Raw genomic sequence first — 12063 nt, 5'->3', positions numbered from 1 at the left:
TGCAGTCCGGCTCACTGGGCCCTCACAGCCTACGAAGAGTGGGATGTGGAGAACCTGTGCGACCGGACAGCCTGCTCGCGCTCGGTTCACACTGTGAACACCACTCTGCCCGTGCTCCCGGCGGGCTGTCCGGCCCACGTCGCCTCGACGTCCGCCAACCGCACGGCCGTCGCGTCCACCCGGACGGTGCCGTCCGCGATCGCACTGACGATGCCCGGGAGCTCGGCGACGAAACCGGCACGCCCGACCGACCCCTGCCCGCTGCCGACGATCGTCAGGCCCGAGGCGCGCAGTGCCGCGGACGGGATCGTCGCCTCGTGGCCCGCGGTGGAACCGATCGCGATCCAGTCGAGTCGGCGGCCCGGTTCGGTGCGGGCGGTGACGACGGCGCGCATCACGTCGGCCGCGGGCTGGCCCCAGACGTAGTCGATGACCACGTCGACGTCGGCTGCCGCTGCGCCGAGGGCGTCGACGTCGGTCAGCGGCAGCACGACGTCTGCGCCGAGGGCGGTGAGCGCCGCCAGCCGCTCCGGGTTGCGCCCGCTCGCGACGACGTGTGCGGCACCGAGGTGCTTCGCCACCTGCACCGCTGCGGTGCCCGAGGCCCCGGTCGCGCCGAGCACGAGGACGCGGCTGCCCGGGGCGAAGTCGATCCGCCGGCGCAGGGCCACCCACGACGACAGCACCGGGTTCACGCCGGCGGCCACGGTGACCGGGTCGGCACCGTCGGGCAGGACGACGCTCGCCCGCGGGTCGACCGCGACGCGCTCGGCCATGGTGCCGCGGGTGTCGCTCGCGACGGCGACGTAGCGGAGCGTGCCGTCGGGGAACCGGGCGACGCCGTCGACGCCGGGGACCAGGGGGAGCGCGCCCTCGCTGGTGTAGTGCGAACCGTCGGCCTGCGAGCGGACCCGCGGGTGGAGACCGGCCGCGACGACGTCGACGACGACCTCGCCGGGTCCGGGAGTCGGTTCGTCGAACTCCTGCCAGGTCGGGGTGTGGCCGAACTCGGTGACGACTGCTGCGTGCATGGTGTCCTCCACTTGCTTCGTGTTACGAACAAAGTAGTTCGCATCACGAAGTTCGTCAACTAGGCTGGAATGGTGCAGGAGATGACCGAGGACGAGCAGCTCGTCGATGCCCTGGGCGAGGCCGCGTTCCGGACGATGGGGCCGCTGACCGGGCTCGCGGCCGATGCCGGGCTGTCGCTGACGCAGCTGCGGGTCCTCGCGATCCTGCGTGACCGTCGTCTGCGGATCGGTGACCTGGCGCAGTACCTGGGGCTCGAGAAGTCGACGATGACCGGGTTGGTGGCGCGCGCGGAGAAGAAGGGGTTGCTCGCGCGGCAGCCGAACGCGGACGACGCCCGCGCGGTGGACGTCGTGATCACCGACGCCGGTCTCGAGGTGGCGCGCTCGCTCGAGGGCGCGATCCGCGATGCACTGCTGCCGCTCACCGCCCGGTTGCCGGAGCGGGACCGGCGGCAGCTGCGCGCACTCCTGGAGCGGATGCTGCGCTGAACCCTCAGCGGCCGTGCGCGCGTGCCGGGATCTGTGTCGCGAGCTTGCCGCCGGAGACGTCGAGCAGGGTGCCGGTGACGTAGCCCGAGGCGTCGCTCGCCACGAAGACGAGCAGGTCGGCGACGTCGTCCGCGGTCTCCCACCGGCGCAGCGACAGGGTGTCGAGCAGGCGGTCCTGGGCCTCGGCCGGCATGGTCGCGAACCCGTTCATCGCCGTCGGGACCATGCCCGGCGCGTACGCGTTGACGGTGATGCCCCACGGGCCGAGCTCCGACGCCAGCACCCGGGTGAACGAGACGACCGCGGCCTTGGACGCCGCGTAGGCAGCGCTGCCGACACTCGGGACGATCGCGGCGAACGAGGCGGCGTTGATGATCCGCCCCCGTCCCGCGGCCTGCATCACCGGCGCGACGGCCTGGCTCATCAGGAAGGTGCCGCCGAGGTTGACGTCCATGCACCGGCGCCAGGCATCCCACTGCAGCTCGGCGACGGTGCCCTCGACGTTGATGCCGGCGTTGTTCACGAGCACGTCGATCGTGCCGTGCCGGGTGACGACCTCGTCGACGGCGGCCCGGACCGACTCGGGGTCGGCGACGTTGCACACGACGTGGTCGAGCGGGAAGTCGGGCTCGAAGGCCAGGTCGAGGGCGACGACGCGACACCCCTCGGCGACGAAGCGGTCGGCGAGCGTGCGTCCGATCCCGCGTGCTGCGCCGGTCACGACCACCACACGGTCGGTCAGGTCGAGGTGCATCGTTGCTCCTGTCGTTGGTCACTGCAATAGGCATACTATTGCAGCATGGCGAAGCAACGGGTGCTCTGGGTCACCGGCGGCGGCAGCGGCATGGGCGCCGCGAGTGCCGAGGCCGCTGCGCGCGACGGGTGGACGGTGGTCCTGAGCGGGCGGCGCGTGGACCGGCTTGAGCAGGTCGCGGCGACGATCACGGCCTCCGGCGGCACGGCGGCGGTCCTGCCCCTCGACGCTGCCGATCCCGCTGCCGTCGCGTCTGCGCGGGACACCGTGCTCGAGCGGTTCGGACGACTCGACGCGGTCGTGCTCGCCGCCGGGCTGAACGCGCCGCGGCGCCGGTGGGACGACCAGTCGTTGCCGGACTTCCGCGCGATCGTGGACACGAACCTCACCGCGGTGGTCGCGGTCGTCGACGCCGCACTGCCTGCGCTCCGCGAGTCCGGCGGCGTGGTCGTCGTGGTGTCGTCCTACGCCGGGTGGTCCTTCCAGCCCGGCGCCGGCGTCGCGTACTCCGCCTCGAAGACCGCGCTCGGTTCGGTCGTCCGGAGCCTCAACCAGCAGGAGGCAGACCACGGGGTCCGGGCGACGCACCTGTGCCCCGGTGACGTCGCGACCGACTTCCTCGACCAGCGGCCGTCGGTGCCCGACGCCGCCGCACGATCGGCGATGCTGCAGCCGGAGGACATCGCCCGCGCGGTGTCGTTCGTGCTCGAGGCGCCGTCGTACATGCGCGTCGACGAACTCGTGGTCAGCCCGGTGTCCCAGCGGTGACCAGCACGTTCGACCGCGTCCTCGACCAGATCGGTGCCGACGTCGTCTCCGGCGCCATCGCCGTGGGCAGCCGCCGGAGCATCGACGACCTGGTGGCGTCGACCGGGGCCAGTCGCAGCATCGTCCGCGAGGCCGTCCGCGTCCTCGTCGCCCTCGGCCTGGTCACCGCGCGGCGCCGGGTCGGCGTGACCGTCCTCGGCGTGCTGGAGTGGGACGTCCTGGATCCGCGGGTCGTGCGGTGGCGGCTCCGGGGCCCGGACGGTGACCGCGTGGCGGTCGAGCTCCGCGAACTCCGCGCGGCGGTCGAACCCGCCGCAGCCGCCGCAGCAGCCCGGCGGGCGCCCCTCGACGAGTGCGCGGACCGACGGGAGGCGCTCCGCACCACCGCGGACGAGCTCGCCGCCGCGGCGGCCCGGGACGACCGCCTCGACTTCGTGGCCGCGGACGTGCGGCTCCACGCGCTCGTGCTCGACCTGTCCGACAACACGCTGTACCGACGCCTGCACCGCGTCGTGGGCCAGGTGCTGCGCGAACGCGGGAGCATCCGCCCGGACCGGCACGACGTCGGCCTCCACCTCGCGCTCGCCGGTGCCGTCGTCGACGGCCACCCGGACGACGCGGCCGCGGCGATGCGGGCGATCGTCGAGCGCACGTGAGCGGTGCCCCGCCGACCTGGGAAGATGGAGTCCGGTGCGCTCCTCCGGCGCCCGTGGAGGGTGAGCGTGGACGCAGCACAGGACCTGGTCGTCCAGCTCATCGGCACCCCGTGGACGTTCGTCGTGGTCGGCCTCGTGCTCGCCGTCGGCAGTGTCGCGGTCTTCCTCCCCAGCCAGGCGCTCGTCGTCGCGGTCGGCACGCTCCTGGTGGGCGGTGACGGCGGCCTCCTGCCGGTCCTCGTCCTCGTCGTCGCGGCCTCGATCGGCATGGTCCTCGGCGACCTCGGGCTGTACCACCTGGCGCGCTCGGTCGACCTCGGCTCGAGGTCGTGGTTCGCGCGTCCGAAGGTCCGCAAGGCCCGTGACGCCATCGACGGCCGCTACCGTGCCGCTCCCGGGCGCATCGCGGTCCTCGGACGCTTCATCCCGATGGGCCGGCTGACGACGAACCTGGTCGGCGCGGACAGCGGGCTCGACGTTCGGCGGTTCCTGGTCAGCTGCGTGCTCGCCGACGTCGTGTGGGCCGCGTACTGCGTCGGCATCGCGGCGGCCACCGGGCGCTGGAGCCGCGAGCAGCCCTTCCTCGTCACGACCCTCGCGGTCGTGGCGTCGATCCTGCTCGGCCTCGCGATCTCGGCGATCGAGAAGGCCGTGCGACGACGCAGCGAGGCGGCGGCTGCGGCCTGACGAACGTAGGGTGGGGACACCGTTCGAAGGAGAACCCGTGCTGCTCGACGACCTCGTACCGGACCCTGACGCGCTCGAGCGCATCGCCACCGGCAGCACGTGGGCCGAAGGACCCTGCTGGATCCCGGCGTCCCGCACCCTGCGCTGGTCGGACATCCCCGGCGACCGGGTCCTGCAGTGGCACGCCGACTCCGGCGAGACCTCCACGTACGCCGAGGGCGTCGAGTTCACCAACGGCCGGACGCTCGACCGCGACGGCAGTGTCGTCCAGTGCTCGCACGGACTCCGGCGGGTGGAGCGCGACCGCGACGGCGTCGTCACGCCGATCGTCGACGCCTGGGCCGGCGTGCGGTTCAACTCGCCGAACGACGTCGTCGTCGCCCGGGACGGCAGTGTGTGGTTCACCGACCCGGCCTACGGCATCACCCAGCCGCGCGAGGGTCACCCCGGCGTGCGCGAGTACGGCGACCACTGGACGTTCCGCTGCGGACCGTCCGGTGAGGACCTGCGCCCCGTCGCGACCGACGTCGACGAGCCGAACGGACTCGCCTTCGACCCGTCCGAGCAGGTCCTCTACATCGCGAGCTCGTCGGGGGACGAACCGGTCATCCGCGCCTACGACCGCGTCGGTGACAGCGGCGACCTGCTCAAGAACGGCCGGGTGTTCGCGCGACTCGAGCCGGGCGAGGGCGCACCGGACGGCATCCGGGTCGACGAGCACGGCAACGTGTGGTCGTCGTCGCACCGCGGCGTCGTGGTGTTCGACCCCTCCGGCGAGCGGATCGGCGAGGTGGCCGTCCCCGAGGTGACGTCGAACCTGTGCTTCGGCGGCGGCGACGGCACGACGCTGTTCCTGACGGCGACGACGTCGGTGTACCGGATCGCCACGACGACGCGGGACGCTGCCGTATCCTGACTCGGCCATGCAGTGCGACTACTTCGACCGCGGGGTGTGCCGGTCCTGCACGCTCATGGGGCAGCCCTACGCCGACCAGGTCCTCGACAAGGAGCTCCGCACCCGCGAACTCCTGCACGACGCCGTCGAGGCGGCTGGCGGCCCCGGAGCCGTCACGTGGGCACCGGCGATCACGAGCCCCGAGTCCGGGTACCGGAACAAGGCGAAGATGGTGGTCGGCGGCTCGACCGAGCACCCGACCGTCGGCATCCTCGACCACCGGCAGCGCGGCGTCGACCTGCGGCACTGCGGGATCTGCACGCCCGGCATCCGACACGCGCTGCCCCTGCTCGCCGACTTCGTCCAGACCGCGGGGTTGATCCCGTACGACGTCGCTGCCCGACGCGGCGAGCTGAAGTACGTCCTGGTCACCGAGTCGCCCGACGGCGAACTGATGGTGCGGTTCGTCCTGCGGTCCGAGGGGCAGGTGGCTCGGATCCGGCAGTACCTCGATGTGCTGCGCGACGCGCTGCCGAACGTGGTGGTCGTCACGGTGAACCTGCTTCCCGAGCACAAGGCCGTGACCGAGGGCGACCGGGAGATCGTGCTCACCGAGCAGGAGACGCTGCCGATGCGCCTCGGCGGGATCACGATGCACCTGCGGCCGCAGAGCTTCTTCCAGACCAACACCGCCGTCGCCACCGAGCTGTACGCGCAGGCCTCGGCGTGGATCGACGAGCTCGACCCGGCGTCGATGTGGGACCTGTACTGCGGCGTGGGCGGGTTCGCCCTGCACGCTGCGCGACCGGGACGAGCGGTGACCGGCATCGAGACGAGTGCCGAGGCGATCCGTTCGGCGAAGCAGTCCGCGCGCGAGGCCGGGCTCGAGGGGCTCCGGTTCGCCGCCGACGACGCCACCGAGCACGCACTCCGCGCCCGACCCGACACGGTGCCCGAGCTCGTCCTGGTGAACCCGCCGCGACGCGGGATCGGCGAGGCGCTGTCGACCTGGCTCGAGGAGTCCGACGTGCAGCACGTCGTCTACTCGAGCTGCAACCCGGTGACCCTGGCGAAGGACCTCGCGCGCATGCCCTCGTTCCGGCTGCGCCGCGCTCGTGTGCTCGACATGTTCCCCCAGACCGGCCATCTCGAGGCCGTCACGCTGCTGTCGCGGGCGTGATCCGGGCCTCCTGGCCGGCATTGCCAGGGAATTGCCAAGGTGACGTACCCGGGTACGGGTCGATGACCATGGCCATGGGCATCGAGGCGTACAGGTTCGAGTGCGGGGTACATAGCACCAACGGGTAGAACCGTTTGTCTCGGTTTGATAACGGTGAAGAGTTTCCTATGGTTGCCGACCGAGGTGCCGCCGGCCCGATGACCACTGCCCCCGGTGGCGCACCCCACAACTGACCGCGATCGGTCGGGGTGGGCAGTGGATTCCGCGTTCGAAGCGGCTCGTGACCCCGGTGGAGCAATCACATGAAGAAGCTTTCCCGTACCCGCACCATCGTCGGCGGCCTCGCGTTCGCCGGCATCGCCGCGACCGGTGTCGGCCTCGCGGCAACCCCCGCGAACGCTGCGTCCGGCTCGACCTGGGACGCCCTCGCGCAGTGCGAGTCCGGCGGCAACTGGGCCATCAACACCGGCAACGGCTACTACGGCGGCCTGCAGTTCAACCTCGGCACCTGGCAGGCGAACGGTGGCGTCGGCAGCCCCGCCGGCGCGAGCCGCGAGGCCCAGATCGCCGTCGCCGAGCGTGTCCTCGCCACGCAGGGCTGGGGCGCCTGGCCCGCCTGCTCGGCCCAGCTCGGACTGAGCGGCACGAGCGGTGCCGCACCGGCCGCCGCTGCTCCGGCTCCGGCAGCCCCCGCTGCTCCGGCCCCGACGCAGCAGGCCGCACCGGCCCCCGCTGCCCCGGAGCAGGCCGCGCCGAGCACCCCGGCTCCTGCTCCGGCACCCGCGCAGGAGGCCGCCCCGGCAGCCACCACGCCGAGCAAGCCCGCCGCCGTGAAGACGAGCGGCAAGACGTACACGATCGCCTCGGGCGACACGCTCGACACCATCGCCACCAAGCTCAAGATCGACGGTGGCTGGAACAAGCTGTGGGCTGCGAACACGTCGACCATCGACGACGCGAACCTCATCTACTCGGGCCAGGAGCTGCAGCTCCCCGCCTGATCGTTCCACCGGACGAACACGACGACGCCCCGCGACCTCGGTCGCGGGGCGTCGCCGTGCGTGGTGCGTGTCGGGAGGGACGGGAGCGCTACTGCTGGTTGTCGGCCAACCAGGCCGCGACGTCGTCGGAGCGCAACGCCTGCGACAGCGAGCCGACCGCCAGGTCGTTGAGCATGACGATGGACTGCCCGTCCGGCGAGGTTCCGGAGCCCGCAGTCGGCACCGTGAACGTCTTGAGGTCGTCGGTCCGGACGTCGCGCAGCGACCACCCGAGGCCGACCAGGGCGGGGAACGAGAGTCCGGCGTCCACGGCGAGGTGCTCGCTCGTCGCGGTCACGAAGTCCTGGATGCGTCCGGGGTCCGTGATCGTGCCGCGGGAGAGCAGCCCGCCGACGACCCCGCGCATGAACGCCTGCTGGTTCAGCACGCGGGTGTGGTCCGCGTCGGCGAACGAGTACCGCTCGCGCACGAACGCGAGTGCGGCGTCGCCGTCGAGCCGGTTCGCGCCGGCGACGAACTCGTGCTTGCCTGCGGCGAACGCCTGCCCGGAGTCGACCGTGACACCGCCGAGGGCGTCGGTCATGTCCTTGAACCCGGTGAAGTCGATCTCGGCGACGTGGTCGATGCGGACGTCGAGCAGCTGCTCGACGGTCTGCACGGTGAGCGGGACGCCGCCCCACGCGTACGCGGCGTTGATCTTGGCGCTCCCGTGACCCGGCACGTCGACCCACGAGTCACGCATGATCGACATCAGGTACACGGCCTGCCGGTCGGCCGGGACGTGCGCGAGCATCAGGGTGTCCGAACGGCCACCGGCCTCGGATGGCTTGCCGTCCGGTCCGCGTGCAGCTCGTGAGTCGGACCCGATGAGCAGGATGTTCTCGCCGCCGGACGCAGCGGGTCGGGTCCCGCTCGGGAACGGGTTCGCGATCGTGTCGTGGCGGGCGTCGAAGCTGCGCGCCAGGCCGCCGACGAAGATGCTCGCGACGACGGCGATCACGGTGGCGATGCCGACCAGCGAGCCGACCGTCGCGAGCAGTGCGACGAGGAGCGGGCGTCGGCGCCGCGGGTGGCGTCCGCTTCGGGTGGCGGTGTCGGCGGCCAGGCGGGCCGCCCGTCGTTCGGACATGCGGGACTCCAACGGGTTCGCGTCGGCGTGCCACCGACCGACCCATCGTACCGCATCTGGTATTTCAGGTACAGCGTGTCAGTTGTTCGGTTGCCGTGACTTCCCGAGCAGTTCCGTGAGTGCCGTCCGCAGTGCCGGGTCGTCCGGCAGGACCTCGCGCTCGATGTGTCGAGCGGTCTCCCACGCTCGGCGTCCGTGATCGGTCACGGTCACGAGGCGCCGGCGTCGGTCGTCGGGGTGCGGGGTGCGCTCGACCAGGCCGTCCCGCTCCATGCGCTCGAGGGTCCGTGACATCGTCTGCGGTTGCACCCGTGCCGTGCGGGCGATCGTGTCGGCACCGGTGGGGCCCGTGCGGATCAGGATGTCGACCGCGATGAGGGCTGCGTGCGGCAGCCCGATGGCGCGGAGGCGTTCATCCCAGTCCCGCTCGACCGAGCGTGCCGCGGCCGACAACAGCCGGCCGAGGGGCCACTGCTCGGTCGTGTCGTCCATGGGCGCAGTCTACGGTCGCCAGCTGTCGCGGTCGGCGTCGCAGTCGGCGTCGCAGTCGGCATCGCGACCGGCGTCGCATCCGTCTAGTAATCAGCATGCTGACGACCGGTGTACGCTCACCGTCGTGTCCCGCTTCCTCCGCATCGTCCTCCCCGCGCTCGTCATCGTGGTCTGGCTCGCGATCGCCGCCGTCGGCGGTCCGTACTTCGGCAAGATCTCCGAGGTGTCGACGAACGACCAGACCTCGTTCCTGCCGGCGTCGGCCGACGCCACGAAGGTGCAGGAGCGCTCGTCGGAGTTCCGGCAGGAGTCGGGCGCACCCGCGATCATCGTGCTCGAGCGCGACGGCGGCATGTCGTCCTCCGACCTGAGCGCGGCGAAGGACCTCGCGACCCAGCTCGGTGACCGCGACGACGTCGAAGCCGTCAGCCCGGTGATCCCGAGCGAGGACGGCGACGCGGTCGAGATCGTCGCGACCCTCACCACGGCAGCCGACACCGGTGACGCGGTCGAGGCGATCCGCGCCGACGTCGACGACGCCCTGCCCAGCGGCGTCAGCGGGTACGTCACCGGGCCCGCCGGGTTCACCGCCGACCTGACCGAGGCGTTCGCCGGCATCGACGGCCTGCTGCTCGGGGTGGCGCTCGCCGCGGTCTTCGTGATCCTGATCATCGTCTACCGGTCACCGCTGCTGCCGATCCTCGTGCTCGGCAACGCGACGTTCGCCCTGTGCGCCTCGATCCTCGTGGTGTGGTGGCTCGCCAAGGCCGACATCGTCACCGTCAACGGCCAGGTGCAGGGGATCCTGTCGATCCTGGTGATCGGCGCCGCGACGGACTACGCCCTGCTCTACACGGCGCGCTTCCGCGAGGCGCTGCGCGACCACCGCACCGGCTGGGGTGCGACGAAGGCGGCCCTGCGGGGGAGTCTCGAGCCGATCCTGGCCTCGGGCGGCACCGTCATCGTGGGCGTGCTCTGCCTGCTGCTCTCCGACCTCAACTCGAACAAGGCGCTCGGTCCCGTCGCGGCGATCGGCATCGCGTTCAGCCTGCTCGCCGCCCTGTCGCTGCTGCCCGCCCTGCTGCTCGCGTTCCGTCGCGCCGCGTTCTGGCCGCTCCGTCCCGCGTACGGCAGCGCCCATCCGGTCCTCACCGGTCCGGACGCCCGCGGAATCTGGGCCCGCGTCGGTCGGCTCGTCGCCAAGCGTTCCCGGGTGGTGTGGATCGTCTGCACGGTCGGGCTGCTCGCGATGGGCACGGGACTGGTGGGGCTCAAGGCCGACGGGGTCCCGCAGAGCGACCTGGTCATCGGGGCCTCACAGGCACGCGACGGGCAGGACGTCCTGGCCGACCACTTCCCCGGCGGCTCCGGCAGCCCGGCGCAGGTCATCGGGTCGGAACGCGACCTCGACGCACTCGTCGACGCCGTCACAGGGGTCGACGGCGTCGACGGGGTCGTCGCCGCCGCGAAGGACGCCCCGTCCGGCACGGTGCCCGTGACGGGCGACCCGACCTCGAGCGGCGGAGCCGCCGCCGCTCCGACGGTGTCGCGCGGGGACGTGCTGCTCGAGGCCACGCTGTCCGACCCCGCCGACTCGGACGCCGCCGAGCAGACGGTCCGCGACCTCCGCACGGCCGTCGAACGGGTCGATCCCGGCGCGGTCGTCGGCGGCGTCACCGCGACGGCCGTCGACACGAACGACACCGGGATCCGCGACCGCACGCTGATCATCCCCGTGGTGCTGGTCGTGATCCTGCTCATCCTGATGCTCCTGCTCCGCAGCGTCGTCGCCCCGCTCGTGCTCATCGGCAGTGTGATCGTGTCGTTCGCCGCCGCACTCGGCGTCGGAGCGCTCGTGTTCGACCACGTGTTCCACTTCCCCGGCGCGGACCCGAGCGTGCCGCTGTACTCGTTCGTGTTCCTCGTCGCGCTCGGGGTGGACTACAACATCTTCCTCATGACGCGGGTGCGGGAAGAGGCGCTGCGGCACGGTCCGCACGAGGGGGTCCTGCGCGGACTCGGGGTCACCGGCGGGGTGATCACCTCGGCGGGGGTGGTGCTCGCGGCGACGTTCGCGGCCCTCGGCGTCATCCCGATCCTGTTCCTCGTGCAGATCGCGTTCGTCGTGGCGTTCGGCGTCCTGCTCGACACGATCGTCGTCCGTTCGCTGCTCGTGCCGGCGATCGCGTACGACCTCGGTCGGCGCGCCTGGTGGCCGTCGCGCCTCTCGCGCGCGAACCATCACATGTGACACGCTGGGTGCATGCCAGTTCCTTCGACGCAGCCCGCCGCCGAGCGCAAACTCCTCCGTGACACCGTGCAGGACAAGATCCGCGACGCGATCATGGACGGCACGCTGGAGCCCGGCGAGCGACTCAACGACGACGACCTGATCGCGTGGCTCGGCGTCTCCCGCACCCCGATCCGCGAGGCGCTCGCGGAACTCGCCCGCGCCGGCCTGATCGAGATGGCACCGAACCGCTACACCCGCGTGGCGGCCCCGACGAAGGACGAGCTCCTCGACGCCTACCGCACGCTCGGCGTCATCTACGGGGGCGTCGTGCGCCTCGCGGTGCCCAACTTCACCGAGCCGCAGCGCAAGAAGATCGTGAAGATGCTCGACGACGTCATCGCGCGGGTCGGCGCCGACGAGCAGGACCAGGTCGCCCGCAACGGCGCCGACATCTACTCGCAGTGGGCGGACGCCTGCGGCAACCCGTCGCTCGTGCAGCTCTGCCGGTCGACCACCGACGGGCTGTCCTTCAAGCTCCGGGTCCCCGAACTCGCCGAGCTGATCCCGGCCGCGGTGATCCTGCCCGAACTCGAGAACCTCAAGGCTGCCGTCCTGGCGAAGGACCCGATCGCGGCAGAGCTCGCGATGGAGGCCATCCACCTGCTGCCGTCGCGCGCGTAGCGCCCCGTCGCCCAGCGCGACCAGGTGGCGGACGGGAGGCCCGTGGCGACGCCGCCACGGGCCTCCC

General features: G+C 72.0%; 13 protein-coding genes. 9 read left to right on the top strand and 4 right to left on the bottom strand.

The window, feature by feature from the left end; translation table 11 throughout:
* Positions 1 to 86: 86 nt before the first annotated feature.
* Positions 87 to 1031 (bottom strand): quinone oxidoreductase family protein, encoded by a 945-nt coding sequence (locus ITJ69_RS11670; protein WP_194672828.1) that lies wholly within the window; start codon positions 1029 to 1031, stop codon positions 87 to 89.
* An 81-nt stretch (positions 1032 to 1112) separates the two neighbouring features.
* Here ITJ69_RS11670 and ITJ69_RS11665 point away from each other — a divergent pair, with 81 nt between their 5' ends.
* A complete protein-coding gene (locus ITJ69_RS11665) occupies positions 1113 to 1520 on the top strand; it encodes a MarR family winged helix-turn-helix transcriptional regulator (protein WP_111085883.1) in 408 nt (135 codons plus the stop codon).
* 4 nt (positions 1521 to 1524) lie between these two features.
* On the opposite strand, the gene ITJ69_RS11660 is transcribed toward ITJ69_RS11665, so the two are convergent.
* Positions 1525 to 2274, bottom strand: a complete 750-nt coding sequence (locus ITJ69_RS11660) for an SDR family NAD(P)-dependent oxidoreductase (RefSeq protein ID WP_194672827.1) — start codon at positions 2272 to 2274, stop codon at positions 1525 to 1527.
* Positions 2275 to 2319: 45 nt separating this feature from the next.
* Between ITJ69_RS11660 and ITJ69_RS11655 the strand changes: the two genes are divergently transcribed.
* From ITJ69_RS11655 to ITJ69_RS20985, 6 genes are all read left to right on the top strand, one after another.
* A complete protein-coding gene (locus ITJ69_RS11655; RefSeq protein ID WP_131881067.1) occupies positions 2320 to 3042 on the top strand; it encodes an SDR family oxidoreductase in 723 nt (240 codons plus the stop codon).
* Positions 3039 to 3698, top strand: a complete 660-nt coding sequence (locus tag ITJ69_RS11650) for a FadR/GntR family transcriptional regulator (protein WP_131881069.1) — start codon at positions 3039 to 3041, stop codon at positions 3696 to 3698. Before ITJ69_RS11655 ends, ITJ69_RS11650 begins: the two co-directional genes overlap by 4 nt.
* Positions 3699 to 3764: 66 nt before the next feature.
* Positions 3765 to 4385 carry a DedA family protein gene (locus ITJ69_RS11645; protein ID WP_165901140.1) on the top strand — a complete coding sequence of 207 codons (621 nt, stop codon included), beginning with the start codon at positions 3765 to 3767 and terminating at the stop codon, positions 4383 to 4385.
* A 37-nt stretch (positions 4386 to 4422) separates the two neighbouring features.
* Entirely contained in the window at positions 4423 to 5301 is an 879-nt protein-coding gene (locus ITJ69_RS11640; protein WP_323743087.1) for an SMP-30/gluconolactonase/LRE family protein, read from the top strand.
* A 7-nt stretch (positions 5302 to 5308) separates the two neighbouring features.
* Positions 5309 to 6460: a 23S rRNA (uracil(747)-C(5))-methyltransferase RlmC gene (gene rlmC, locus ITJ69_RS11635; protein WP_194672825.1), complete on the top strand. Its 1152-nt coding sequence runs from the start codon at positions 5309 to 5311 to the stop codon at positions 6458 to 6460.
* 302 nt (positions 6461 to 6762) lie between these two features.
* Entirely contained in the window at positions 6763 to 7461 is a 699-nt protein-coding gene (locus ITJ69_RS20985; RefSeq protein ID WP_123294616.1) for a transglycosylase family protein, read from the top strand.
* A gap of 88 nt (positions 7462 to 7549) precedes the next feature.
* Here the strand turns inward: ITJ69_RS20985 and ITJ69_RS11625 are convergent, their stop codons facing one another.
* Together ITJ69_RS11625 and ITJ69_RS11620 are read right to left on the bottom strand one after the other, a co-directional pair.
* Positions 7550 to 8590: an LCP family protein gene (locus ITJ69_RS11625; protein WP_194672824.1), complete on the bottom strand. Its 1041-nt coding sequence runs from the start codon at positions 8588 to 8590 to the stop codon at positions 7550 to 7552.
* A gap of 78 nt (positions 8591 to 8668) precedes the next feature.
* On the bottom strand, positions 8669 to 9082 hold the full coding sequence (locus tag ITJ69_RS11620) for a MarR family winged helix-turn-helix transcriptional regulator (RefSeq protein WP_131844840.1): 414 nt from the start codon (positions 9080 to 9082) through the stop codon (positions 8669 to 8671).
* A gap of 124 nt (positions 9083 to 9206) precedes the next feature.
* Between ITJ69_RS11620 and ITJ69_RS11615 the strand changes: the two genes are divergently transcribed.
* The gene (locus ITJ69_RS11615) at positions 9207 to 11333 is read left to right on the top strand and encodes an MMPL family transporter (RefSeq protein ID WP_194672823.1); all 2127 of its coding nucleotides are present in this window, start codon (positions 9207 to 9209) and stop codon (positions 11331 to 11333) included.
* A gap of 12 nt (positions 11334 to 11345) precedes the next feature.
* A complete protein-coding gene (locus tag ITJ69_RS11610) occupies positions 11346 to 11996 on the top strand; it encodes a GntR family transcriptional regulator (RefSeq protein ID WP_111085873.1) in 651 nt (216 codons plus the stop codon).
* The last annotated feature ends 67 nt before the right edge of the window (positions 11997 to 12063 follow it).

Source organism: Curtobacterium sp. VKM Ac-2887, from assembly GCF_015350935.1.
In the GTDB taxonomy this organism is placed as follows: domain Bacteria; phylum Actinomycetota; class Actinomycetes; order Actinomycetales; family Microbacteriaceae; genus Curtobacterium.
This window is presented reverse-complemented; position numbering and strand designations above follow the sequence as displayed.